This window comes from Dyadobacter sp. CY327, from assembly GCF_021390415.1.
GTDB classification, from domain to species: Bacteria; Bacteroidota; Bacteroidia; order Cytophagales; family Spirosomataceae; genus Dyadobacter; species Dyadobacter chenhuakuii.
Genome location: NZ_JAJUXJ010000007.1, coordinates 467,383 through 491,511, shown reverse-complemented (window position 1 = coordinate 491,511; position 24,129 = coordinate 467,383). Strand labels below are relative to the sequence as shown.

Annotated in this window: 22 protein-coding genes; 6 read left to right on the top strand and 16 right to left on the bottom strand. The window is 47.3% G+C overall.

All coding sequences use genetic code 11. From position 1 onward, the window contains the following. Positions 1–3: 3 nt before the first annotated feature. Positions 4–1,479 carry a rubredoxin gene (locus LZG74_RS18320; RefSeq protein WP_233797978.1) on the top strand — a complete coding sequence of 492 codons (1,476 nt, stop codon included), beginning with the start codon at positions 4–6 and terminating at the stop codon, positions 1,477–1,479. Between the two features lie 34 nt (positions 1,480–1,513). Here the strand turns inward: LZG74_RS18320 and LZG74_RS18315 are convergent, their stop codons facing one another. After that, positions 1,514–2,773, bottom strand: a complete 1,260-nt coding sequence (locus tag LZG74_RS18315) for a voltage-gated chloride channel family protein (protein ID WP_233797977.1) — start codon at positions 2,771–2,773, stop codon at positions 1,514–1,516. A gap of 58 nt (positions 2,774–2,831) precedes the next feature. On the opposite strand from LZG74_RS18315, the gene LZG74_RS18310 reads away from it, so the two are divergent. The 3 genes from LZG74_RS18310 to LZG74_RS18300 all read left to right on the top strand — a co-directional run bounded on the left by LZG74_RS18310 (position 2,832) and on the right by LZG74_RS18300 (position 4,024). Next, positions 2,832–3,209: a nuclear transport factor 2 family protein gene (locus LZG74_RS18310; RefSeq protein WP_233797976.1), complete on the top strand. Its 378-nt coding sequence runs from the start codon at positions 2,832–2,834 to the stop codon at positions 3,207–3,209. 129 nt (positions 3,210–3,338) lie between these two features. After that, positions 3,339–3,632 (top strand): type II toxin-antitoxin system HigB family toxin, encoded by a 294-nt coding sequence (locus LZG74_RS18305; RefSeq protein ID WP_233797975.1) that lies wholly within the window; start codon positions 3,339–3,341, stop codon positions 3,630–3,632. A 20-nt stretch (positions 3,633–3,652) separates the two neighbouring features. Beyond that, entirely contained in the window at positions 3,653–4,024 is a 372-nt protein-coding gene (locus LZG74_RS18300; protein ID WP_233797974.1) for a type II toxin-antitoxin system HigA family antitoxin, read from the top strand. Between the two features lie 58 nt (positions 4,025–4,082). Here LZG74_RS18300 and LZG74_RS18295 read toward each other — a convergent pair whose 3' ends face one another. Genes LZG74_RS18295 through mnmH form a run of 4 tightly spaced genes read right to left on the bottom strand, consistent with a single transcriptional unit; the run spans position 4,083 to position 7,200 of the window. Next, positions 4,083–4,586: a peroxiredoxin gene (locus LZG74_RS18295; RefSeq protein WP_233797973.1), complete on the bottom strand. Its 504-nt coding sequence runs from the start codon at positions 4,584–4,586 to the stop codon at positions 4,083–4,085. 22 nt (positions 4,587–4,608) lie between these two features. Beyond that, positions 4,609–5,046, bottom strand: coding sequence for a rhodanese-like domain-containing protein (locus tag LZG74_RS18290; RefSeq protein ID WP_233797972.1), 438 nt, complete (start codon positions 5,044–5,046; stop codon positions 4,609–4,611). Positions 5,047–5,104: 58 nt separating this feature from the next. Then, a complete protein-coding gene (gene selD, locus LZG74_RS18285; RefSeq protein ID WP_233797971.1) occupies positions 5,105–6,148 on the bottom strand; it encodes a selenide, water dikinase SelD in 1,044 nt (347 codons plus the stop codon). Positions 6,149–6,156: 8 nt separating this feature from the next. Then, positions 6,157–7,200 (bottom strand): tRNA 2-selenouridine(34) synthase MnmH, encoded by a 1,044-nt coding sequence (gene mnmH / locus LZG74_RS18280; RefSeq protein WP_233797970.1) that lies wholly within the window; start codon positions 7,198–7,200, stop codon positions 6,157–6,159. 55 nt (positions 7,201–7,255) lie between these two features. On the opposite strand from mnmH, the gene LZG74_RS18275 reads away from it, so the two are divergent. Then, a complete protein-coding gene (locus LZG74_RS18275; protein ID WP_233797969.1) occupies positions 7,256–8,056 on the top strand; it encodes a tryptophan-rich sensory protein in 801 nt (266 codons plus the stop codon). Here the strand turns inward: LZG74_RS18275 and LZG74_RS18270 are convergent. After that, entirely contained in the window at positions 8,049–9,206 is a 1,158-nt protein-coding gene (locus LZG74_RS18270; RefSeq protein ID WP_233797968.1) for an acyltransferase, read from the bottom strand. The genes LZG74_RS18275 and LZG74_RS18270 overlap by 8 nt on opposite strands. A gap of 49 nt (positions 9,207–9,255) precedes the next feature. After that, the gene (locus tag LZG74_RS18265; RefSeq protein WP_233797967.1) at positions 9,256–13,098 is read right to left on the bottom strand and encodes a hybrid sensor histidine kinase/response regulator; all 3,843 of its coding nucleotides are present in this window, start codon (positions 13,096–13,098) and stop codon (positions 9,256–9,258) included. A 113-nt stretch (positions 13,099–13,211) separates the two neighbouring features. On the opposite strand from LZG74_RS18265, the gene LZG74_RS18260 reads away from it, so the two are divergent. Further along, positions 13,212–13,784, top strand: a complete 573-nt coding sequence (locus LZG74_RS18260) for a cysteine hydrolase family protein (protein ID WP_233797966.1) — start codon at positions 13,212–13,214, stop codon at positions 13,782–13,784. Positions 13,785–13,880: 96 nt separating this feature from the next. Here the strand turns inward: LZG74_RS18260 and LZG74_RS18255 are convergent, their stop codons facing one another. From LZG74_RS18255 to LZG74_RS18215, 9 genes are all read right to left on the bottom strand, one after another. Further along, positions 13,881–14,855: an ABC transporter permease gene (locus tag LZG74_RS18255; protein WP_233797965.1), complete on the bottom strand. Its 975-nt coding sequence runs from the start codon at positions 14,853–14,855 to the stop codon at positions 13,881–13,883. Then, positions 14,852–16,372, bottom strand: a complete 1,521-nt coding sequence (locus LZG74_RS18250; RefSeq protein WP_233797964.1) for a sugar ABC transporter ATP-binding protein — start codon at positions 16,370–16,372, stop codon at positions 14,852–14,854. Before LZG74_RS18250 ends, LZG74_RS18255 begins: the two co-directional genes overlap by 4 nt. A 17-nt stretch (positions 16,373–16,389) precedes the next feature. Next, positions 16,390–17,019, bottom strand: a complete 630-nt coding sequence (locus tag LZG74_RS18245) for a DUF2291 domain-containing protein (RefSeq protein ID WP_233797963.1) — start codon at positions 17,017–17,019, stop codon at positions 16,390–16,392. A 2-nt stretch (positions 17,020–17,021) separates the two neighbouring features. Then, complete coding sequence (locus LZG74_RS18240; RefSeq protein ID WP_233797962.1) at positions 17,022–17,969, bottom strand: D-ribose ABC transporter substrate-binding protein; 948 nt, start codon at positions 17,967–17,969, stop codon at positions 17,022–17,024. Between the two features lie 12 nt (positions 17,970–17,981). Continuing rightward, positions 17,982–19,391, bottom strand: a complete 1,410-nt coding sequence (locus LZG74_RS18235; RefSeq protein WP_233797961.1) for a DUF1593 domain-containing protein — start codon at positions 19,389–19,391, stop codon at positions 17,982–17,984. An 84-nt stretch (positions 19,392–19,475) separates the two neighbouring features. Then, positions 19,476–20,450 (bottom strand): transketolase family protein, encoded by a 975-nt coding sequence (locus LZG74_RS18230; protein ID WP_233798819.1) that lies wholly within the window; start codon positions 20,448–20,450, stop codon positions 19,476–19,478. A 21-nt stretch (positions 20,451–20,471) separates the two neighbouring features. Beyond that, a complete protein-coding gene (locus LZG74_RS18225; protein ID WP_233797960.1) occupies positions 20,472–21,305 on the bottom strand; it encodes a transketolase in 834 nt (277 codons plus the stop codon). A gap of 15 nt (positions 21,306–21,320) precedes the next feature. Then, complete coding sequence (locus LZG74_RS18220) at positions 21,321–22,733, bottom strand: L-fucose/L-arabinose isomerase family protein (protein WP_233798818.1); 1,413 nt, start codon at positions 22,731–22,733, stop codon at positions 21,321–21,323. A 441-nt stretch (positions 22,734–23,174) separates the two neighbouring features. Next, positions 23,175–23,942 carry a DeoR/GlpR family DNA-binding transcription regulator gene (locus tag LZG74_RS18215; protein ID WP_233797959.1) on the bottom strand — a complete coding sequence of 256 codons (768 nt, stop codon included), beginning with the start codon at positions 23,940–23,942 and terminating at the stop codon, positions 23,175–23,177. Between the last annotated feature and the right edge of the window lie 187 nt (positions 23,943–24,129).

The window sequence follows — 24,129 nt, the reverse complement described above, 5'->3', positions numbered from 1 at the left end:
CTTATGAGAGACTACTATAATGTTAAAATCAACCTGCCAGGCGGGATTGCGTCGCCGGGTTATCTCAACGATATCCTAACAGCAGCGTGGAATGCGAATGTGCGCAAAGTGCGCTTCGGTTCCCGGCAACAGTTGCTGATGTCGGTGTTTTACGAGGATATGCGTTTTTTGGAAAAAGACCTGAAAAAGGGTGGCATTTTCTATGAAATGAACACCGACCGGCAACCCAACATTGTAAGCTCCTATTGCGGAGAAGAGGTTTTCCGGACAGGCCAATGGCTCAATGCGAACGAGTATCATTCCGTGCTGGACACATTCGATTACGATCCTGCATTGAAGATAAATATTTCGGATTCCAACCAGAGTTTTACGCCGTTTTTTACGGGTAACCTCAACTTTATTTCCTCGCCTGAGCCGCATTTCTGGTATCTGTATGTGCGTAACAAACAGACGAATACGGTTTATAAATGGAATGACCTGGTCTACACAAACGAGATCGGCAGGCTGGCCAAAGTAATGGAAAATTGCATGCTTTCGGGCGATTGCTGCGGGGAGGAAAGCTTGTATGAAGCTGTGGAGAAAAAAATCCGTTATGTGTCGCAGCCCGCGTCCCAGGATCTTGAATTGCCTTCGTTCACGCTTCCTTACTATGAAGGTTTTAACCGTTACGAATCGCGGACCTGGCTTGGTTTGTATCGTCGGGATGAGCAGTTTCCGATTGAATTTTTGCTGGATGCCTGTGCATTATGCCTCAAAACTCGTATTGGCGAAATATGTATTACGCCCTGGAAATCACTGGTTATCAAAGGAATTGAAGACCAATATCGTACCGATTGGAGCAACATTCTTGGCAAACACAACATTAACGTCCGTCACGCAGCGAATGAACTGGCCTGGCAAACCGAAGATCATAACGAAGACGGTGCAAGCCTGAAAAATGACCTGATCCATTATTTCGATAAGCACGATATGCGGACTTTCGGGCTTTGTTTTGGCATTCAGACCAAGGCGAAATCGGAAGTTTTTGGAAGTGTCTTGATCAAAAAACGGCCCTTGTTGCAGATCGGGCAGTTGGCGATGTTTCATGTGTACGACATCTATTACACCGAAAACTTCAACCCCAACAGCCGGACACAGCTGCTTTTTGAAAAAGGTTTATACAAAATTCACCTGGGCGCCCAGCTCGAAAAACTCTGCCGCCGCTTCAATAACCAGCGTTCACGTGAGAACTTCAAGGTAACCACACCCGAAGCAGATGAGGCAAAAATGACCCTCAAAATCGTCGAGCTCATCTACCAATGCCCCGACTGCCTGACCGTCTACGACCCGGAATACGGAGACGTAACTCAAAACATCGCCCCGGGCACCCCCTTCGACGAACTCCCCGAAACCTACTGCTGCGCCACCTGCGACGCCAGCAAGAGCGAAATGATTGTTACTGAAATGAATAAAATTGCATTACCTGATCAAGCGGCGTGATGGAAGACACTTGAAATAAGCTCGTAGCGCACGGTCAAAAGCTTTTTCCCGCTCGCCAGTCATAGCTCAGCGGTTTTCGCCGGCCAATGCGTTGTGCGGTGTAAATGCCGCGATGTCCCGAGAAAAAATAGGCGGTAGTGCAAGCGAGCGCAACAAAAATCCCGCACGAACTGCCAAACAGCTCAATCGCCATGATGGTGCATGCAAGGGGCGTGTTGGCTGCACCTGCAAAAACGGCTACGAAGCCCATTCCGGCTAGTAATGCAGTTGGTAAAGGAATAAAAGTAGAAAGAAAGCTTCCCAATGTCGCCCCGATAAAGAAAAGCGGCGTCACCTCCCCGCCTTTGAATGCGGCGCCCAGCGTTACCGCCGTGAATAGGATTTTTAAGACAAAATCATAAGCGGGCAGCTGCTCCGAAAACGATTGCAATATCACCGGAATCCCCAATCCAATGTAACGCGTCGTGTCCATTCCGAAAACTGCTAACGCCACAAGTGAGCCACCGATCAATGGCCGCAGTGGCGCGAATCGCACTTTCGATTTAAAAATAGATCCTATATAATGTGTTAGCGAAGAAAAGGCAACGGAGCAAATGCCAAAAATACAGCCCGCCAGCACTGCATAAAGGATATGTACCAGCGAAATTTCCGGAACAAAAGGAATCTCATAATGCGTATGCCCCACCTGCCAGGCCCGCGTCGTCATGTCGGCAACGACGGAGGCGATCAATGCAGGAACCAACGCATCGTAACGCAATCTGCCAATGACCAAAACCTCAATCCCAAAGATCGCCCCGGCAAGCGGCGTCCCGAAAACCGACCCGAAACCTGCGGCAATGCCGGCAATAATAACCAGCTTCCGATCGCTGGAATTCAGTTTAAAAATCCGGGTAAACTGGTCTGCAATCGAGCCGCCCATTTGCAGCGCCGTGCCTTCCCTGCCTGCCGAGCCGCCGAACAAATGCGTCGCAACCGTGCCAATCAGCACGAAGGGAGCCATTTTTAATGGGATAATGGTTGCGGGCTGGTGAATGTTTTCTAGCAGCAGATTATTTCCTGCCTCCACATCTTTGCCCAGATAATGATACATACATCCGATCACGAAACCGGCAACAGGAAGCAGTGCAATGATCCAATGATGGCTTTCCCGAAATTGCGTGGCCCAATCCAGAGAAACCAGGAACAAAGCCGAAGCCGAGCCGGCAAAAACGCCGATCAGACAAGCCAGCAAGACCCATTTAATGGAGATAAAAAGGGTGGGAAAGTTTTTGAAAAGCTTTGCGTTCCCGCTCATTAAGGCCTAATTATTTTATATTTAGCGCAGCAATACCGCCACGCAGAAAAACAAAGCTATGAAAGACCGGGAAATAATAATTACGAATTACGTAACTGCCTACAACAACTTCGATGTAGACGGAATGGTCGCCGACTTCGACGAAAACATTGTTTTTGAAAATATGGTTAATGACGAGGTGACCATGGAGCTGAACGGCATCGAAGAATTCCGGAACCAGGCCGTCCAAGCCATCGATCTTTTTGCCTCCCGCCAGCAAACTATCAACAAGTTCATCCACAACGAAGACTGGTCAGAAATCGAAATCGAATACTTCGCCGTCCTGGCCATGGACCTCCCAAACGGCCTGAAAAAAGGCGACGAACTCGACATGACCGGCAAGTCCATCTTTGAATTTTCACAGAATAAGATCGTGCGGTTGACGGATATTAGTTGAGATGACGATGTGGGTGCGGAGATAAGAAAAATATTTCGCTCAAAAGTTGGCCGTTTACCAACTTTTGTTTACGTTTGTATTGTCAACATGTTCCAATCACTATGAAAAATGATCAATTAATAATGGAGCATGGTAATCATTCAGTTACGCAAAATATCCGATTTCGCCCGGAAACATTCTGACTCAGGGAAGAGCTTGTCTGTTTGGAAGACTGTTGTTGAAGAGGCAAATTGGCAGAGAAGCAGCGACGTTTTACAAGACTTCCCGCGAGCGAAAATTTTGAGCAACAAGCGGGCGCGGTTTAAAATTGTTGGTAATAAATACCGTCTTATTGTTGAAGTCGATTTTGAAGATCAGATCGTTGAAGTCAGGTTCGTTGGAACGCATTCCGAATACGATCAGATTAATGCGGAAACAGTTTAATATCAAATACACAACTATTTATGAAAACACAATGGTTTTTAATCGAAAGTGATAGCGACTATGCGCTGGCGCTGGCGCGTTATCAGGAGGTGAAGAATGCGCCTAAAAATAGTGATGACCATAAGGAAAAGCTTCTGCTTGTTCACCTGATTTCGGAGTATGAAAAGATTGGAGCGAATTTGCCTGAGGTTGATCCGATTGAGCTGATTAAGATCCGGATGGATGATTTTGGATATAAATCAGCCGACTTGGCGAAAGAGTATGGAGATAAGGGCACTGTTAGTAAGGTGTTGAATTACAAACAGGCACTTTCGTTAACTATGATCCGCAAGTTCAGCAGGCTGCTGCGTATTCCTGTCGAGGCGTTGACGCATGAATATGAATTGCGCTGATTGTTTAGGCTGTTCGGTTAGCAATACGGCACGGATTACCGTGATAATTGAACGATATTCACTTCGCTAGTTCCGCCTCAATGGCATTCTCCAAATCTTTACCATGCAGATTCACCCCTACGATCGTTCCTTTTTTATCCAATAACACATTAAAAGGCAGAGCCTCAATTTCATAGGTTTTAGCCACGGGTGAGGTCCAGAATTTTAGGTCGCTTACCTGGATCCAGTTGATTTTGTATTTGCGGACGGTTTTTTCCCAGGCGGGTTTCTTGCTGTCGAGGGAGACGCCGAAGATTTCGAAGTTTTTGGTGTTGTTGCCTGATTTGTTGAATTGGCTGTAGAGCTTGCGGAGTTCGGGCTGCTCTTCCACGCAGGGGGCGCACCAGCTTGCCCAGAAGTCGACCAGGACGACTTTTCCCTTTTGTGCCGAGAGTGAAATGTTGTCTCCGGTTAAAGATGGAAGCGCTATTTCCGGCGCTTTTCTACCTATTTTAATTTGACTTTCCTGCGCAATGACATTTGCGCTAATGAACAATGCAAAAACTACAATTAATCTCCTCAAAACCAACGTCATTTACTTAATACTAATTAACAGGGTAACCCGGATCGATCCAGTTTGTCTTGATATTTTTGGGCACGTCCAACAACTTTGCTTTCTTAAAACCCTTTTCCTTGATCAGACTGAATGCAGGGCGAATGTTAGGGCATTTATCGAAGGGGCAGCAGCCGCAGTAGAGGACTACTTCGCGATTTTTGTCTTCCTTGGAAAGCATTTTTTCCAGTTTCTTAATGTTGTCCTTTTCCTGTCCCGGGCCTACGTCCACAGAACCCTTGATAACCGCTTGCGGCCCAATGTTGATGATCAGCGGTTTCTTAGCAGTCGGATCGTTGATGAGTGCGGCCAGTTCGCTGGTTGGCATGAGTTGTGACGCTGTCCAGGGCTCGGCTTTTTCCTGCGCACGAAGGCCTGCCGAGAGCAGGATGAGGGAAAACAGCAGCAGATATTGTTTGATGTTTTTCATTTGTTTTAAATTATTTGTTTAAACCTTAATCTCAAAAGCATTAATAGCCGGTTGCAACTCATCGCACTTCAATCAGCGGCCCATCGCGTTTGTCTTCCAGCCAGCCGAAAGATATCAAGTTATTACCCAAAACAGCCATGGACATTTCGAAATCCTCAGCATGTTCTTCACTTACTGCAACGAGCAAACCGCCGCTCGTCTGCGGATCGGCGAGGATATATTTTTGAAGATCGGTCAATGGGCCGACTTTGTGGCCGTAACTCGCCAGATTCCGTTTTGTGCCTCCCGGAAAACATTGCTGTTCCAGATAGAACGATAATGAGTCGATGACAGGCACTTTCTCAAACTCTATAACCGCCGACAATCCGCTTCCCTCACACATTTCGGAGAGGTGGCCCAACAAGCCGAAACCCGTAACATCCGTCATGGCTTCAACGCCGTCCATTCGGGAGAAAGTTTCACCGAGTATGTTGAGTTTTACCATGCTTTGCAATGCGATCTCGGCGTCTTCCGGCGCGAGAATGCCCTTTTTCTGTGCTGTGGAAAGGATTCCTACGCCTAGTGCTTTGGTCAGATATAGGCGGCAGCCGGCTTTTGCAGTGGAGTTTTGTTTAAGATGCTCAATACTGACTAACCCGCTGACAGCCAGCCCAAAAACGGGTTCGGGGCAATCAATGCTGTGGCCTCCTGCTAATGTGATGCCAGCTTCTGCGCAGATCGCCCGTGAACCTTCGAGCACGCGCTGCGCTACTTCGGGCGCAAGCTTGTCGATGGGCCAGCCAAGGATGGCGATGGCGAGCACGGGGTTTCCGCCCATGGCATAAACGTCGCTGATGGCGTTGGCGGAGGCAATGCGGCCGAAGTCATAGGCGTCGTCCACAATGGGCATGAAGAAGTCGGTTGTGGAAATTAATGCGGTTCCGTTTCCCAGGTCGAGCACAGCGGCGTCGTCGCGTTTGTCGTTTCCTACCAGCAGGCGCGGATCGGCTTGTGCGATAACCGGACTATGCAGGATCTTGTCCAGAATGGCCGGGCTGATCTTACAGCCGCAGCCTGCTCCGTGAGAATATTGGGTTAATTTGACAGTGGTTGTTGTGTCCATTTGATTGACTATGCCAATGTTTTGGCGGAAATATTTTTGATAAAAATTAAAATCTGCTTTGCATTTTCTGCGATTTCAGCGCTGGTTATGTTCATGCTAAACACGTTTTCAGCGTTTCTTTTTCCCAGGTCTTTGTGGTAAGTCTTATCATAGTAAACGAGCACGATACGGATAAATTCTTCCATATTTCCCTCATTGATGGCTGCTATGGCCTGTTTTGTTTGCACCGGCCCAAGTCTTTTGTGAATGCGGCTGGTGCAGGTTGTCAGGAATTCTTTGTCCAGCAGGCCGTATTCCAATGTTAATGCACGAACGCGTTGTTCCAGATCTACATGGATGTCGACTAACATGGCCTGGCTCATTTGATTAAAAACAGGTGTCGGAATCGTAAGTCGGCCGATGTTCCTGCTCTCGTCCTCTAACCATAACCGCTTAGTCCCGTCTATATCTTTTAACTGGAAGGCAAGATTATTTTCAAACTGCTCCTGCGTGGGCTGGATCAGTTTGTTCATGGTTCCATAAGACGATCCCTGATGCTGCGCAAGATCTTCCAGATCAATTACCTGCTCACCAAGCAATGCCAATTCTTGCAAAATCCTGGTCTTGCCCGAACCCGTTCTCCCTCCTAAAACCACCACATTTGCCGGCTGCTGAAACTGATCGAGTGCCCACCTTCTGAAATTTTTATACCCACCCTGAATTAAATAAACCTCGAAACCATACAGATCCAATGCCCAGGCCATGGCACCGCTTCGCATGCCCCCGCGCCAGCAATGCACGGCAATTTTCTTATCCGGAGCCACTTCCAGCGCTTGTTTAATGAAGCCCGACCACTTAGGACCGGTCAGATCGAATCCCAGCAGGATCGCCTCTTCCCTACCCACCTGCTTATAAGTGGTTCCCACCACGACCCGTTCCTCATTACTGAATAACGGCAGATTAAAGGCGCCCGGAATGTGCCCGTGCGCAAATTCGGCCAGTGTCCGCACATCAGCCAGCGGAGTACCGATGGGTAAGAGAAAAAATTCGTTGATCGTAATTGTTTTGATCATGTTGGCACAGGCTTTGCTTGGTTTACTTCATATTATTCAAATTACCATCTCCATCATGACAAAGACATTGCAAATAGCGAATATACTGGCACTAATCGTGACTGTAATAATGAATTATCTTTCCAATACAGGCATTTTCAATGATAACACAATGGCCACAGTTTCGGCCGAATATCAGAATTTTTTCACGCCGGCAGGTTACGCTTTCTCCGTTTGGGGTGTGATCTACATTGGCCTTGCGGCTTTTGTAATCCATCAAAGCAGGGGATTGTTCAATGATAAAAAGGCTCCGGAAATTGTTGATAAGATCGGTTGGCTGTTTATAATTTCCTGTATTGCCAATTGCCTTTGGATCGTAGCCTGGCTTTATGATTACACTGGCGCTTCGGTGCTGATTATGATCGTGTTACTGATTTCATTGCTCGGCATTGTGCTTCGTACCCGAATGGAACTGGATTTGATCACCATGAAAAAAATTGCCCTGGAATGGTGGCCTTTTGCACTATATCTGGGATGGATCACTGTTGCATTAATTGCGAATATGGCGGCTTATCTGACCAAAATAGGCTGGGACGGTTTTGGAATTTCTCCTGATACATGGACAATCATTATGATTTGTGTAGCCGGATTTGTACAGCTATTCCTGACCTGGAACCGGAATTTACGCGAAGCTGCAATGGTTGGTGCGTGGGGGTTGGCAGCAGTTGCCGTTGCGAATTGGAATGAAAATCAAGCCATTGCGTACACAGCGGTGGCCGTGGTTGCCGTTATCCTCATCAGCAATGGCGCGCATGCCTATGTGAACAGAGGCAAGCATTATCTGATCAATAAAAATGGCACAACGGTGGCTAAATAACTTTGTTCACGCCTGGGATTTTCACAACAATGTAACCCAGAAGGAAACTCAAAACGATGCCAAGCGGAGTTACAATGAGCAATTTGAAGGCCGGATCAACGCCCCAGCTGCGCAGCAGAAGCGAAATGGAGATCAGGACAAAAGGGTGCAGAATGTAAACGGCAAACGCACAACGTGACATTTTGCTAAGAAATAAAGAAGGCGTATTTAATCTTTTTCTGCCATATATAAGCAGGGAGACCATAATACAGGCACCTGTGATCTGCTCCCAAAAAGCATAAAAAGCCGCTTCACCGTGCAATCCGCCGCTGAACCATTCCAGCGGATTGTTGAAGACAATTTTAACAGCATATATAAGTGGAAAACCGATAAAGATCATGCACAACGCAATGATCTTTATTGTTTTATAGCGTTCCGAATCCAGCTTTTCGAGCCAGTTGCTTTCTGCCGCAGCGATGCCAACCATAAAAACCGCTATGTATTGAGGAAAATGGCCCAGCTGAAAACCGACCGGATCCAAGGTCCACCCAACCGGAAAACCGAGTCGCACAATGAAACTGACCACACCAAGCGCTATCCCGAAACGTAAAACATTTTTCACGGCGGGCACAGGCCACACATCGGGCTCCGATTTCGAAAAGCTCTTCCAGGCCGCATAAGCCAGACTAAAAAGCAGCAAGGCAACAACAAACCATAAAACGCCGACACTAATCCAGGAATCGTAGCCGGAAAGAAATTGCAGGAATGTAATGTGATGCGCACCGGCGTGGTAGTAAACCATATAATTCATCACCGGCGCCAGAATAAACGAATAGAAGAGTAGCGGGATCCCGAGCCGAATGAACCGGTCTTTGATAAAAACAGCCGCACCTTTCTTTTTGTAAGACGAAGGAATGAATAGTGCCGAAAGGAAAAAGAAAAAGCCCATAAAAAAGGACTGGTTCACCGCCACAAACATGGTCATTGCCATTGTTGCGCTCAGCAAAGTCGTTTTTTCAGAATAATACCAACCGCCCGGCGCGCCGTAAGTAACAAACGCATGGTGTGCAACCACAAGCGCTGTGAGCAGCACTTTCAGGTAATCAATGTAAACGATCTTGCCTTTGGGATGGTCGGGAATAAGGGCAGAAGAGGTAGTTTGCGGTGACATTTTTCATGGTTATGGCTAAAAGTTTAAATTAATAAAAGCTTGTGATCTTTCAGACATCCGCACTTACCGGGAGCTGATAAATCTTTTGATAAGCCCTTTTGAGCACTTCTTTGATCACATCCAGCTTCATCGGCTTAGCCATGTAATCGTCCATGCCATGATTGAGGCAGTTGTTGCGGTCTTCGTTCATAGCATTGGCAGTCAATGCAACAATGTAAGGAACCGTGCTGTGATCCTTGCGGATAATTCTGGTGGCTTCCAAACCATCCATAACCGGCATTTGCAGGTCCATCAGAATCACGTCATAAGGCGTTAATGCTAACCTTTCAATGGCCTGCAAGCCATTCTCCGCCATGGCTATTTCATATCCCAGCTTTTTCAGCACATAATCGATAAACTTCTGATTTACGAGATTATCCTCGACAACTAATATTTTCAACGGAAAATCGGATGAAAATTCGGTTTCCAACATTCTTTTTTCGGTTTCTGGTTCGGATGGAAGGTTTCTTTGATGCGCTAATTTTGCATTATTTTCGGTATATCCCGTCGTAATGTGGAAATGAAAGGCCGACCCTTTGCCATATTCGCTTTCCACACGGATGCCGCCATTCATTAAGCGCACCAGCCGCTCGCAGATCACCAGACCGAGCCCGGTGCCGCCATACATGCGGTTTACGGACGAGTCCACTTGTGAAAACGGTTTGAAAAGATTGTTCAGATTCTCTTCCTTAATGCCAATTCCCGTATCACGGACTATGAAGCCGACTTCCATTTCACCATGTGCCGCCGGTGCATACGGATAAACTTGCAGGAAAACTTCTCCGCTGCTCGTAAATTTCAGCGCATTATTGATGAGGTTGGTCAGGATTTGCTTCAATCTCGAACTGTCACCGATCAGAAAATCCGGCACGCCTTGTTCAATATGATAACGGAGCGCAATTTGCTTTTTCGATGCCTGCAATGAAAACAGGTCCATCATCTCCTCTATTGAGTTCCGCAGCTCGAATTCGTGCGCTTCCAGGTCGATTTTACCAGATTCTATTTTTGAAAAATCCAGAATGTCATTGATCACATTCACCAATGTTTCACCGCAGGCCGCAATGGTTTTGGTATAATCCTGTTGTTCCTCAGTCAGTTCCGTTTCAGCAAGCAAGGCGGTCATGCCGATGACACCATTCATAGGCGTCCGGATCTCGTGGCTCATCGTGGCCAGGAAAATGCTCTTGGCCTGGTTCGCCCGTTCGGCCTCTTCGCGTGCAAACTGCGCCTGCTCATGCTGCTCGTACAATTCTTCCGTCTGCACACGCAACTCCTCCGACTGCGATTGCAATTCCTCATTCAAAGCTTGCAAATGATCCGACTGCGCATGCAATTCCTCCGCCTGTTTCTGTACCATCGCAGTGCGCTCTTCCACCAGGTTTTCCAAGGTTGCTTTCTGCCTGATGATGGTGTTGACGCGGTAACGATAAAGCGCGTAAATAGTTCCTGCAACGGCAATTAATGCCAATATCCTGAACCACCAGGTCGCCCAGAACGGCGGTTTGACGATGATGGTCAGGTTGTTCTTTGCTGATATCCAGGCCCCTGAAATGTTCTGCGCTTTGAGCTTGAACGTGTAATTTCCGGGAGGCAAATTGGTGTAAATGGCTGTATTAGCGTCACCTACATAATTCCAGCCCTGATCAAACCCTTCCAGACAATAAGCATAACTTTTTTGGGCAGAAGTGAAATCAAGCGCGGCATAATCCAGCGAAATAAATGACTGGTCATATGCCAGAGTGATCGTTCTGGCCTCGGAAATTTCTTTTGGTAACACAAGCGCATAACCATCCGGCTTGGCAGCTGCTTCATCCCGGTTGAAAACTTTAAAATTGGTCACAATGATAGGGTAAGAACCACTCCGGGGGCTGATTTGCCTGGGGTTAAATTGATTAAAACCATTTACTCCACCAAAATACAATGTGCCGTCCGCATCCTTATAAGCAGATTTCTGCTTGAATTCCCTTGCTTGAAGCCCATATTCCAAAGTGTAATTCTCAAATCGCTCAGATTTCGGGTCAAACCTCGAAAGCCCGTTTACCGTACTGATCCATAGCATCCCCAAATCATCCTCAATCAGCGCCTGAGTCACATTATTTACCAGCCCGTTTGTCGTCGTATATTTTTTTGTCCTGCCTGTCCGTGGATCGAAGCGGATGAGCCCACGTAAGGTTGCCAGCCATAAAATTCCGTTTTTGTCCTCCACCATGCAATTGATCGCGCTGTTGAAAACGCGCTCGCTGTCACTTACTTTAAAACGTGTAAATGTATCGGACGCTTTATCATAGCGGTTCAGCTGCCCTTCATCTGTCCCCAGCCAGAGGTTGCCGCTGCGATCGGTCAGAAAGCAGTTGACGGTGTTGTCGGAAAGCGTTTTGGGATTATCCGGTTCGCTCAGATAGTGCCTGAAAACTTTGGTTTGCGGGTCATAAGCGTCCAGTCCTTCGCCATAGGTGCTCAGCCACATCGTGTTGTCATGCGTCCTGGCTATGGCATATACATTATTGGAATACAAAGAGTTAACAGTGTTTTCCTGATGTTTCAATACGGTAAAGCGTTTGGTCCCCGGATCAAAAATATTCAGACCGCTCCCCCAGGTCCCTATCCACATTTTACCTGCCTCATCCGGAACAATCGCCAGCACATAATCACCGGAAATGCCCGAATTCTGATGTGTAAACGCACTGAACTGATGCGTGTTACGGTTCATTAAATTCAAGCCGCCGCCATCCGTGCCCACCCATATACTGCGATCGCTATCCTCGTAAAAACAGAGAACGAAGTCATTGGAAAGGCTATTTTTGAGTGAATTGTGCTGGTAATGTGCAAATCTGTTGTCACTTTTATAAATGCTCAGCCCTGCACTGTAAATGGCCAGCCACAAGTTATTCTGCCGGTCTTTGTAAATGCAATCCACCGAATTCCCGCCAACACTGCTCCTGTCCACCTCATCATGCACATAAGATCTGAATGTCCAGTTTTGTGTATTCAAAATATTCAGCCCGCCGTTTTCGGTGCCGATCCAGATCTCACCCTGGTTTTCATTAATGCTGGTAATGTTGTTGTTTGAAAGCGAGGCGGGATCCAGCGGATTATTTCTAAAACGCCGGAATGTGCCCTCACCAGGCTGATAAAGATTAAGGCCCGCACCATACGTGCCCACCCAAACCCTGGCTTTGCTATCCTGAAAAACGTAACGGATATCATTGCCCGACAAGCTGTTCACATTTTCCTCAGAAAGAAACCTCCGGAACAAGCCCGACTTTCTATCCAGCAAGCTAAGCCCGTTCCCGGTTCCGGCCCAAATGTTGTTTTGCGCATCACAATAAACCGTATTCACATTGTTATCCGCCAGGCTCCGGACATTCGTTGTGTCGGATTTGTAATGTGTTACAATGCTTCTGCTGACCGGATCGAACACGTCCAGACCGCCCGTGGTCGCGATCCATACCTTATCATTTTTATCAAAAACAATCTTATTAACGTAAGCCCCGGAAATGGTTTTGGGATCGTGGTCGACGGCGGTATATTTTGCAAAAACACCTTTATTTTTATCAAAAACATTCACACCCCCGCCGCTGGTCGCGATCCAGATATTGCCTGATTTGTCTTCGGCCAGTGCCGTTACGAAATCATTGCTGATGCTGTTTTTATCATGCTCATTATTTTTGTAAATTTTGAATTCATGGCCGTCGTACCGATGCAATCCCCCGTTCGTGCCGATCCAGATAAAACCTGTTTTGTCCTGTAAAACACAATTGACGTTATTATTGGCAAGGCCGTTTTCAGCGGAGATGTGTCGGAAGTGTAAGGGTTTGCTTTGCGGGAAGGCAGGTAATGCAATAAATTGCATTATTAAAATATAGATACAATAGTAAAAGTTTAACTTCATTATCCCGAAGGCGTAAAACTAATTTGTGATTTTTGTAGAAATATACATTTAAAATATAACTAACTAAAAATTTTGTGAAGAGAAAAACAGAAACTTCGGAACCGCGGAAAGGCCTGTTAATCATTGACATGCAGAATGGTTCATTTACCGCTGATTCCAGACGTTACGATCCCGAAGGCGTTGTGGCGCGTATTAATGCACTTGCCGCCGCATTTCGTAAAAACGGCCTGCCGGTGATCTTCATCCAGCACGACGGCACCAAGCTGGACGAGTACATTCCCAACACACACGATTGGCAATTACTAGCCGATCTGAACGTAGAAAAGCAGGATCTGATCTTGGCAAAAGAAGCGCACGATGCCTTTTACAACACCGAACTGGAAACAAAACTGAACGAGATGAATGTCGGCGAACTGGTCATTACCGGCAGTGCAACCGATTTTTGTGTAGAATCGACGGTGCAGGTGGCCTTGTCGAAAGATTATGTTATTACCGTCGTTGAAGATGGCCATACGACGGGCGACAAGCCGCATTTGTCTGCGGAGCAGATCATTACGCACTATAATTTTATATGGGGCAATATGATCCCGACGGAAGGCAGGATCGAGCTTAAAAAAAGCGAAGCAGTGATCGCTTCGCTAGTCTAATAGCTCATAATCAAGCTTTTTGGAATTTCATGACTTCGTCCACCATGCTCGGTGATCCTGTTTTAATGTTGAGAACTTATGCGGCAGGATTTAGGATTAATCATTTTTAGAGCCCGACTTATCAATAATAACAGCGATCAGGATCACCAGGCCTTTTACAACTTGTTGCCAGAAAGGCGACACATTCAGCAGTACAAGGCCATTATTAAGCACACCAATGATGATGGCACCCTGAACCGTCCCCAGAATGCTGCCCCGGCCACCCGACAGCGAAGTGCCGCCAATCACCACCGCAGCAATGGAGTCCAGCTCATAGCTGATGCCCGCATTTGGCTGTGCAGAATCGAGACGAGAAGTTACCATGATGCCCCCGACAGCAGCCAGCGCCCCTGCAATGGTGTAAACGATAATTTTGACCTTGTTAACCTGGATACCAGACAGTCGCGAAGCGCTTTCATTGCCGCCAATGGCATAAATGTAACGCCCGAGCCGGGTTTTATTCGTGACAAAAACCGCGATAGCCACAATGATCGCCGATATCCAAACCGGCACAGGAATGCCTAACAACCAGCCAGTTCCGAAATACAAAAATGTGTCCCCCAGCCCGCTGATCGGAAACCCTTGTGTCCAGAGCATAGTAAGTCCGCGCGCTACGGTGAGCATGGCCAATGTTGCAACGAATGGCGGCACATTGAATTTGGTGATCGTCCAGCCGCTGAATGCGCCCAATGCCGAGCCGGTAAGCATCCCGGCAAGGATGGCACCCAGAATCGTGAAGCCAATGTACAGATTGCTATCTGGCAATTCGATGCCGTTTTTCAGCAAACCGGCCGTGATGGCCCCACAAAGTGCTAATACAGAGCCTACTGACAAATCAATTCCAGCCGTCAGCACAATCAGCGTCATGCCCGTTGAGATACAAATATTCACCGAGATCTGCCGCATGACATTCCAGAGGTTGGAAACGCTAAGGAACTTGTCCGACAAAATACTCAGTCCAAGACACAGTAAAAAAAGTGCGATGAGGGACTGGAAACGCAGTAATTTCGATCGGTCTAATGCTATGTTCATGCTTGTTTTTCAAAATTGGATTGCGGGATTGCGGCCCGCAAAATAGAATCTTCGGTGGCGTCCGCAATGGAGAAACCTGCTGTTAATGCGCCCTCTGCCATCACCAGCACACGATCGGAAACGGCCAGGATTTCGGGCAGCTCAGAGGAAACGACCACGATGCCGAGGCCTTCTTCGGCGAGTTTAATGATCAGTTTGTAAATTTCATTTTTGGCATTGATATCGATCCCGCGCGTTGGTTCGTCGAGGAGGAGTAGCTTGGGTTTTGTGGCCAGCCATTTGGCGAGGACAATTTTCTGCTGGTTTCCGCCGCTGAGGTTACTCGCTTTCTGTTTTTGGGAAGATGTCTTGATTTTGAGCTCGCTAATGTATTTATCTGCCAGCGCAACTTCTTTTGCGTCGCTTAATGTGCCCAGTTTTTCAAGGTCTGCAAGGGTGGTGAGGCTGATGTTCGTTTTTACGTCCAGACCAAGCACTAAGCCATCCTTTTTGCGATCCTCAGGCACCAGGGCGAGTCCGGCCGCGATGGCTTCCGAGGGCGACGCGCATTTCAGTTCGGTCCCTTCCATCAGGATATGGCCGCTGATGCCGCCGGCGTGCAAACCAAAAATCGTTTCCAGCAACTCTGTCCTTCCAGCACCCATCAAACCAAAAATCCCCACGATCTCGCCTTTGCAGATTTCAAATGAAATGTTCCTTAACAAATCCTCTTTCGGCCGGATGGGATGTTTCAATGTCAGATTTCGGACTTCCAGCAATTTCTCACATTTGGCCTCGCCCGTGCTTTTACGCATGATTTCGATCTTCCGGCCCACCATTTTAGCAATAAGCTGATCCTGCGTGATGCCTGCCATAGACCCGGATTCGATGGATTTCCCATCCCTTAATACAACATAGTTATCTGCAATGCGAAACAGTTCGTCCAGCTTGTGAGAAACATAAATGATCGCTTTGCCGTCTGCGCGGAGGTTTTCAATGATATCAAAAAGCAGGTCCACTTCGCTGCCTGTTATAGCCGAAGTTGGCTCATCCATGATGATTAGTTCCGCGTCTGTGAGCAGGGATTTGGCGATTTCTACGATTTGCTGTTGTCCCACTTTCAGTTTCACCACCTGCGTTTCGGGCTTTACTTTGAGTTTCAGCCTGTCGAGCAGTTCCTGCGTTTTTTTGCGCATCCGCGTTTTATCAATTGTCCCGAACTGCGTGAGCATTTCCCTGCCGAGAAAAATATTCTCCGTAATGGTCAGATACGGGATCAGGTTGAGTTCCTGGTGGATGATAGCAATGCCTTTTTGCTGTGCGTCTTTCGGGCCTGAGAATTTTGCAGGCGTGCCTTTGAAACGGATTTCCCCTTCAAAATCCTGGTAAACGCCGGAAAGTATTTTCATCAACGTGGATTTCCCCGCCCCATTCTCACCAATCAATGCGGTGACCTTACCAGCTTCAATGGAAAGGCACACGTTTTCGAGCGCAATGACGCCGGGGAATCTCTTCGTAATGTTGTTAACTTCCAGCATAGGAAGATTGGATTGGTTTACAATTCCTTTATTGTCAAGCTGATGGGAATGATTTCAATGTTATTCAGCTTCAAATGTTCCTGATTCAGCTCTATCGCCCCGGCAAACTCGATGACATCGCCTTTCTTTACTTCGGATTTAAATGGCGGGATTACTTTTTCGCGGATGATCTTATTGATCTCCGCCGACACATTATTGAAATCCATGGAATTGGAAAATTCATTGATATCGATCGTCCCGGAAGCATCGCGCACGGCATTACCAAACACATATTCCGTAGCAAGGCGCATTTGAGGCTTTTCGTTTTCAGATTCCAACCTGATAAGCACCTGGTTTTCCTGCACTTCCGTCACTTTTCCGGAGCCTTTAATAAGGAAATATTTAATGTTACCGATGCCCAAGGCATGCGCATGCTCTTTAAAAGCCTTGTCTTTATCGGTCCGTAAAAGCGACAAAAGTTGATCGGTGTCAGTCGACTTGGCAAGCGCTGGCGTCAGCTTTTTAGCCCAGAAATCCACAGCATATTTTTTGGCATTGAAGGAAGCTGTTCCCGCTTTCACCTCATCCAGCTTTTTGAAATACAGCGAATGATAAGCCAGGAAAGCCACAACCAGCAGGAACACACCATATCGGACCATTTTATTCATTGCTATTCCTTTTTGCCGTAGGCGGCGTAATTTTCAATGTTATCCTTCACAACCAGTTCCACAGCCACCGGCATCTTCCTGGGAAAATCGCGCTTACCTTTGAAATATTCATCGGCAAAATTGGCGGCCGTCTGAGCCATTACCTCGGGAAACTGCATGCCCGTCGCCAGGATTTTTCCATCCTTGATAGAATTGACAACATCTTCGGCACCATCAAACCCGAAAACTTTCACCCTATCCGCCTTCCCGGCAGCGACGAGGGCCTGATAAGCGCCCATAGCCATCGCATCGTTGCCACAAAAGACCGCATCAATGTCGGGATGAGCCTGTAAAATCGATTCGAGCACTTCCATTGCCTTATTTCTATCGAAATCAGCGCTTTGCTGGGCCACCATTTTTAAATCGGGATAATGGTCAACCACGCTGTGAAAGCCCTTGGAGCGGTTCCAGGTGTTGTTATCGCCCACCATGCCAAGAATCTCGACGTATTTCCCTTTTTTATTCAATGTTTCCACAAAATAACGGGCAATCGCCACGCAGCCCGAATAGCTGTCGGACAGGATTTGCGAAGTTGCAGCCTCATTGGAATTCACTTCCCTGTCCATGCAAAAAACAGGAATGCCCGCTGCTGTGGCATTTTTAACATTGACAATTGAGCCGTCCGCGTCTGTCGGATTAAATAAAATTGCATCATAACCGCTCGCCATTGCATTTTCAAAATGATCCGTTTCAAGCGATGTATTGTTTTGGGAATCAAACACTTTTGATTCGTAACCCAATTCCTTCGCTTTGGCCTGCGCCCTTTCCGCCAGGAACACAAACCACGGGTTATTCAATGTTGAAACCACGATCGCCATTTTCTTGGGCTCTTCGGAACCGTCATTAGACTGGCAGCCCGCCAGCGCAATGATGGCATAAAATAGAATGCTGAATGTTTTGATAAATCTCATAAACCGATCCGGTTACTCAGGATAAACTGTTACGATCACACGCTGATAACGCGTCAGCGCCGGAACGCCTTTGTCCGTTACGGCCAGGATAATGTGGATCGTCTCCGGTTTTTCAACCTTAGGAGCCGTAAAAAATGTGTTTTTAGCTTGCCAATTGTTGATTCCCAGCGGGTCTTTCTGGTTATAAGAGCCGGGCTCTGGATAGTAGATCCATTGGTAAGTAAGCTCGTTTCCATCCGGGTCCTCGGAACCCTCGGCGCTTAATGTTACTTTCTCGCCGGTTTTGGCTTTGATGGCATTTGCATGCTTTAATGCGGCTTTCGGTGGATGATTTGCTTCTTTGTAAGGTTTGATCGTCCAATCCATCCGCGCTGCAAAATCGTGCTGAAAAGCTTCCCGCCATCTCCATAATGTTGCCTTATTGCTGGTGTGAAACAAGCTGTCAGCGCCCTTCACTTCGTCCATGGCATCCGTGTAGATGGGGCGGGTTTCGGGCTCATAAAAATATTTCAGCGTATGCGGCGTGTAAAGTTCATACCGGCCGCCCCATCCTCCGTATTCAGGATGTTCGGGATCATTTAAACCGTTGTTGATCAGCCCTAAAAATGAGGGAGTGTCGCCTTCCATCAGGAACTTTGTGAACGGATATTCTGCGCCCAACGGCCCGTGGTTCCGCACGTTTTCGTCGAGCCAGGGATTGTCTACAATGGTAAAATTGGCGCCAGCGAACCGGCCGTGAAACTTATCACCGCTAATGCCCGACCAGGTTGCATAATGGTAAGCGCCAGCGGCATGGTAACCAGGACTGCCGACGTAGAACAAATCAGGAAAATTCTTACGGATCCATGGCCCGGTATCGTCCTGGTCGGAAATGGTATACATCCGGATTTTGGAGACAAACTTTTTAAGATCTTCCGGCGAGCGGGTCATTTTTACTTTCCAAAGCGCCTGTGCAAGGCAATTGGCCCCGCCCCAAACGGGAATCCAGACCGGGCGGTCGTCTTTCTTATCAACAACCTTAATGATCCACTCCGAGCCCTCAGAGTCTTTTCCTTTGCCCACCGCATTCAGGCCAAATTCGGGAAAACTGCTTTTGGTAATGCTGAGCAGATATGCTGTTTCGGGAAAACCTTTCTCGTGCAGCAACAGGTTGTTCCTGACTTTGCCATAAGCATTTATTAATTGTTTGATTTTTTCAGGAGCGATGCTTTTTTGCTGATGTATGGAAGTCGTTGCGATCAATCCCTCTACATCCCAGTGATTGGAATAAGTAAGAAAACGCACCATGGATTGTGTGTCATCAGGTTCATTTTCAATGTCTGTCAAAATCAAAACCCTGTGCTTCTGAGCAGCGGGCTGGGCTTTGGCTAATGAAAATCCAAGCATTAAGGCAGATATGGCAATGTATCTTGACAACTTCATAAAAAATTCGCGATTTAGCATATTTGAGAGAAGCGGCTTATTTCCTGACTTATCACGGAAAACTTTACCCCTACCTGATTTTATTTATTCACCCAAAAGGGCAAGTGCAGCCTGCGTAATACCCTCCTTCGAAATCCCATAATGATTGAAGATCTCCTGCTGGGAGCCTGTAACCGTATATTCATCGGGTATACCGATGATTCTGAAAGGGTTACGAAAGTTATTCTGGAATAAAAATGAAGCACAAGCCTCCCCTAACCCGCCATACACACTGTGTTCTTCTACGGTAATGATGGGTTTTCCCGAAGCAGCGATCTCAGCTAACAGATTGTAATCCAGAGGCTTGATCGTGTGCATACTCACAATGGTCGTGGTAATATTAAATTCCTGTTCGAGGTTTTGTGCTGCGGCGCAGGCATGTTCTACAGTTTCACCCGTGGCAACGATGGTCAGGTCGCTTCCCTCCCTGATTATGCGGCCTTTTCCAAATTCAAATGATTTTTCGGCAGACAGTAAAGGCATTGATTTTTTACCAAAGCGAATGTAAACCGGCAGGTCGGTTTCTGCTGCGAGCTTCACGGCCTGTTCCGCTTCAAAATTATCGGCCGGGGCCACGATAATGAGGTTATGAATGGTCCTTAACACCGCAAAATCGTGCAAACTGTGGTGCGTAGAGCCTAATGCGCCGTAACTCACACCGGCACTGATGCCCACGAGCGTTACGGGATTATTGGAATAAGCAACGTCATTTTTGATCTGTTCCAAAGCGCGGGCTGTGAGAAAACAAGCTGGCGAAACCGCAAAAACCTTTTTTCCAGTCGATGCAATGCCGGCCGCAACTCCTACAAGATTTTGCTCCGCAATGCCAACTTCAATGATCTGCTCCGGAAATTTCTGGCCAAAAGGAACAAGCTTTCCCGACCCCCGCGAGTCGCTGGTTACGACGATAATGTCCTTGTCCGTCTCTGCCAGCAGCTGCAAAACGCCGGAAAAAACTTCCAGGTTGGTCTGTTGCGCAACCGCAATGTTTTCAATAGTCGCATCCACCGTGCTATCCATTTTGATTATCAATCTCTTATTTTAAGCCGAAGCCAGCGTTTCTCCATACAAATCGAGTTCCTGCACGGCATCCGCGTACTGCTTGGGGTCTGGAACGCCATGGTGCCATTTAAGCTGATTTTCCATGAAACTGATGCCCTTACCCTTTACCGTATGTGCAATAATGAGGCTTGGCTTGCCCTTCGCAAAAGGCAGCGCATCAAATGCCTCAGTCAATTGTTTGATATCATGCCCGTCTACATGCCGCACTTCCCAGCCAAAAGCCTCAAATTTTTTATCGACCGGGTCCGTATTCAGGACATCGGCCGTCGGCCCCGAGATTTGCAATGTATTTTTATCCAAAATCGCGCACAGGTTATCGAGCTTATAGTGCGCTGCCGACAATGCTGCCTCCCAGTTGGAACCTTCGGGCAGTTCGCCGTCGCCCAAAACCGTGAAAACGCGGTAATCTTTTTTATCCAGTTTGCCCGCAATGGCAGTGCCCACGCTCAGCGAAAGACCGTGACCCAATGCGCCCGTATTCTGTTCAACACCATGCACTTTACGTGTCGGATGTCCGATGTAATGTGATTGATATTGACAAAGCGTTTCCAGATCGGTTTCCGGAAAAAATCCCCGGGAAGCCAGCACTACATATAGTGCTTCCACCGTGTGCCCTTTGCTTTGAATGTAACGGTCGCGGTCGGGAGAAGTGAAATCGGTTGCGTCCACCTGCATCGTGTGGTTGTAAAGCACATTCAGGATATCAATACACGACAGGCTGCCGCCGGTGTGCCCGGCTTTGGCCTGGTAAATGTATTTGAGGATTTTCTTGCGGTACTCCACCGATTTCTGCGCTAACTCCTTTTCCGACATGGTTTTTCTTGACTACTAATTATCAAAAAGCTGCACTTCCCAGCCCATATAATTGCCTAATGCTTCTTTGAGAATGCCCGCTGTTTTGGATGCGTTCATCACCACATGGTGTTCAAAACCATTGCGGCAGATGTATTGCATTAAATTTTGCAGGTTTGGGATTTCGGCAACGGCCCGGTTACCAAATGTTTTTAATGTATCATCCGTTAGCCTGCCCTCACCAATGTATGCCTTCATTACGCCGCGCGGATCGTCGGTACTGATGCGGCCGAATGTAAGCGGCATAGCAGGCGTGCGCCCCGACAATGCGCCAAATGTATTTTCCTCTCCCACAGACGTTCCTAAAATCGGCGCGGTGCTGATTTCAATGTCGGGCAGGAAGGATTTCGCCCAGTTTCCGCAGTGGAAAAGGACACATTTGTTATCGTCATCTGCGTAATTGTTATTCCAATCCACTAGTGCGCTCGGCGAGCCGGATGCAAGCTGCAAAGCGTACATGCTTAATGTTCCGGTTACATCCACTTCACAGCCGCTCGGGAGCATATTTTCGCTCATTATGCTCATGCTCGTACACACGTTGCAGCCATAATTCTTTTGCACGGAAGTCCAGCACTGGATGGCCGTTGCGTCCAGTGAATTTTCCTGCATAAAATCCGACAGCACCACATCGAGCTTAGCCATCTGGATCAACGCTTCATTGGGCGTCAGCCCTGTGGAAGCATAATCGCGGATTCGCTGCAGACGCTGCTGCACGCTTGCATCCTGGGCGGTGAGCTTGTTCGCATTGCCCAAAATCTCCGAGAGGTCGACCGTCACAACGGAAATACCGTTTCTTTGCAATATTTTCTCGCTGTAACGGACGGTGTTGAATCCTCCGGGACGTGCGCCGATAGCGCCGATACGAACATTGCGCAACCCTTTGGTAACACGGCAAACGGCCGTAAAATCCAATAGGTCCTTCACAAAAGTGGGATCCGACGGATGCACCACATGCTTGGTGGTCAGCGTATATTTGATGCCAAATTGATATAAATTGTTACAAGCAGAAATCTTTCCGCACCAGGAGTCCCGTCGCCGGGCCACATCGAGCTTATCCAGGTCGTCGGGATAGCCCTGTACCAGCACCGGCACATTGAGTTCGGCCAGTTTTAATGTTTCTGCAATTCCTCTTTCGTCACCGAAATTGGGCAAAACCACGAGTACGCCGATGATTTCATCCCGGTGTCTCCGGAACAATGCTGCACATTTCTGTGCATCCTGGAACGTTTCGACGCCGCCGAGTTTGGTATCCTCGGTATCGAGCATAATGCTGTTGATCTTCAATTTTGCCAGCAGGTCAATAATTTCCACACGCGCCTCCGCGACCAGCCTGTCCGGAAAAAAATCCCTGTTCCCTATGATCACCCCTATACTTCCTTTTTCGCTCATTTTGATTTTTTTATTTCCCGCCAGGTTGAAACCTGGGGCTAGGATATTTATGCCCCTGATGGGGCTTTTTCTTTTGATCCCCGGGTTGAAACCCGGGGCCATTTTATTGATCAGCCCTATGGGCTTTTTACTTACTACTGACAACCAAAGCCCATAGGGCTGAATCATATCATGGCCCCAGGTTTCAACCTGGGGATCTTATGAGCCAGGATATTTTTTGCCCCTGGGGGGCTTTTCTTTTTCTTTATCTCTTGATCCCCGGGTTAAAACCCGGGGCCATTTTATTGATCAGCCCGATGGGCTTTTTATATACTACTGGCAACAAAAGCCCATCGGGCTGAATCATATCTTGGCCTCAGGTTTCAACCTGGGGATCTTATGAGCCAGGATTTTTTTTGCCCTTTGGGGGCTTTTTCTTTTTCTTTTGAGCCAGAATGTTCTTTATCCAGCTATGATTAATTCAATTTCATTGTCGTGAAAAAGCTGTTTGTGTTTTTCTTCGATTCCTGCGTCGGTGATTACATAGTCTATTAGGGACAGGGCTCCTAAACTTGCGAAAGCGCTTTTGCCTACTTTGGTGGAATCTGCTACCAGGTAAGTTGTGTCAGCCGCGTCGATCATTGCCTTTTTTACTACTAAATCACTGATACTGGGGTAAGTAAGGCCCGATTTCAGCGATAAGCCAGCCGTGGCCAAAAACAACTTCTGCACATTAAGCCCTTTGAAAAAATCTGCGGCCTTCTGCCCTGTAAGCGACAATGTCGGCGGCTTGAACTCGCCTCCTGTCATAATCACTTCTATCCCCGTTTCCGCGCCGAGCAGCAATGCAATGTTCAATGCGTTGGTAATCACGGTCAGATGCCGGTTGCTGCCTCTCAGCTTTTTAGCTATTTCCGTCGTTGTTGAACCCGAATCCAGGATAATGGTGTCGCCATTGGCAATGTATTCCATGCACTTTGCCGCGATCGCTTCTTTTTTATCCAGATGTTCCTGGTTAGCCAGTGAAAAGTTGCGAACCTGGTCTTCTACATTCTTCAAAAAAGCACCGCCGTGTTCTTTGGTGACCAGCCCATCCTTTTCCAGCTTGTCCAGATCCTGCCGGATTGTCACTTCGGTTACTTTGAAAAGTTTGGCCAGGTCAATCACTTTCGCCGAGCCGTCCTCTTTAAGTAATTCCAGTATTTTGTCCCTTCTCTGATTTGCGAGCATTTATGTTATAGTTTGTAGTCCTTATGGTTTTTACCTAAAAATAGAAGGAAAACTATTAAGTAATCATATCGGAACAGAAAATAAACATAAAGATTGCACAAATAGATAGGTTTTACATATCAAAAGCAAATTTGCGAAAATAAAAGAAAATAAAAAATAATAACAGAAAATAAAATACTATAATTGT

Coding starts and splice junctions, on each gene's coding strand:
- LZG74_RS18220 (WP_233798818.1), bottom strand. CDS start 22,733: ATGAGCGAAAAAGGAAGTATAGGGGTGATCATAGGGAACAGGGATTTT.
- LZG74_RS18290 (WP_233797972.1), bottom strand. CDS start 5,046: ATGAAAAACATCAAACAATATCTGCTGCTGTTTTCCCTCATCCTGCTC.
- LZG74_RS18215 (WP_233797959.1), bottom strand. CDS start 23,942: ATGCTCGCAAATCAGAGAAGGGACAAAATACTGGAATTACTTAAAGAG.
- mnmH (WP_233797970.1), bottom strand. CDS start 7,200: ATGATCAAAACAATTACGATCAACGAATTTTTTCTCTTACCCATCGGT.
- LZG74_RS18250 (WP_233797964.1), bottom strand. CDS start 16,372: ATGCTGGAAGTTAACAACATTACGAAGAGATTCCCCGGCGTCATTGCG.
- LZG74_RS18265 (WP_233797967.1), bottom strand. CDS start 13,098: ATGCAATTTATTGCATTACCTGCCTTCCCGCAAAGCAAACCCTTACAC.
- LZG74_RS18230 (WP_233798819.1), bottom strand. CDS start 20,450: ATGGATAGCACGGTGGATGCGACTATTGAAAACATTGCGGTTGCGCAA.
- LZG74_RS18235 (WP_233797961.1), bottom strand. CDS start 19,391: ATGAAGTTGTCAAGATACATTGCCATATCTGCCTTAATGCTTGGATTT.
- LZG74_RS18305 (WP_233797975.1), top strand. CDS start 3,339: ATGGTAATCATTCAGTTACGCAAAATATCCGATTTCGCCCGGAAACAT.
- LZG74_RS18315 (WP_233797977.1), bottom strand. CDS start 2,773: ATGAGCGGGAACGCAAAGCTTTTCAAAAACTTTCCCACCCTTTTTATC.
- LZG74_RS18300 (WP_233797974.1), top strand. CDS start 3,653: ATGAAAACACAATGGTTTTTAATCGAAAGTGATAGCGACTATGCGCTG.
- LZG74_RS18255 (WP_233797965.1), bottom strand. CDS start 14,855: ATGAACATAGCATTAGACCGATCGAAATTACTGCGTTTCCAGTCCCTC.
- LZG74_RS18320 (WP_233797978.1), top strand. CDS start 4: ATGAGAGACTACTATAATGTTAAAATCAACCTGCCAGGCGGGATTGCG.
- LZG74_RS18275 (WP_233797969.1), top strand. CDS start 7,256: ATGACAAAGACATTGCAAATAGCGAATATACTGGCACTAATCGTGACT.
- LZG74_RS18270 (WP_233797968.1), bottom strand. CDS start 9,206: ATGTCACCGCAAACTACCTCTTCTGCCCTTATTCCCGACCATCCCAAA.
- selD (WP_233797971.1), bottom strand. CDS start 6,148: ATGGACACAACAACCACTGTCAAATTAACCCAATATTCTCACGGAGCA.
- LZG74_RS18225 (WP_233797960.1), bottom strand. CDS start 21,305: ATGTCGGAAAAGGAGTTAGCGCAGAAATCGGTGGAGTACCGCAAGAAA.
- LZG74_RS18310 (WP_233797976.1), top strand. CDS start 2,832: ATGAAAGACCGGGAAATAATAATTACGAATTACGTAACTGCCTACAAC.
- LZG74_RS18245 (WP_233797963.1), bottom strand. CDS start 17,019: ATGAATAAAATGGTCCGATATGGTGTGTTCCTGCTGGTTGTGGCTTTC.
- LZG74_RS18240 (WP_233797962.1), bottom strand. CDS start 17,969: ATGAGATTTATCAAAACATTCAGCATTCTATTTTATGCCATCATTGCG.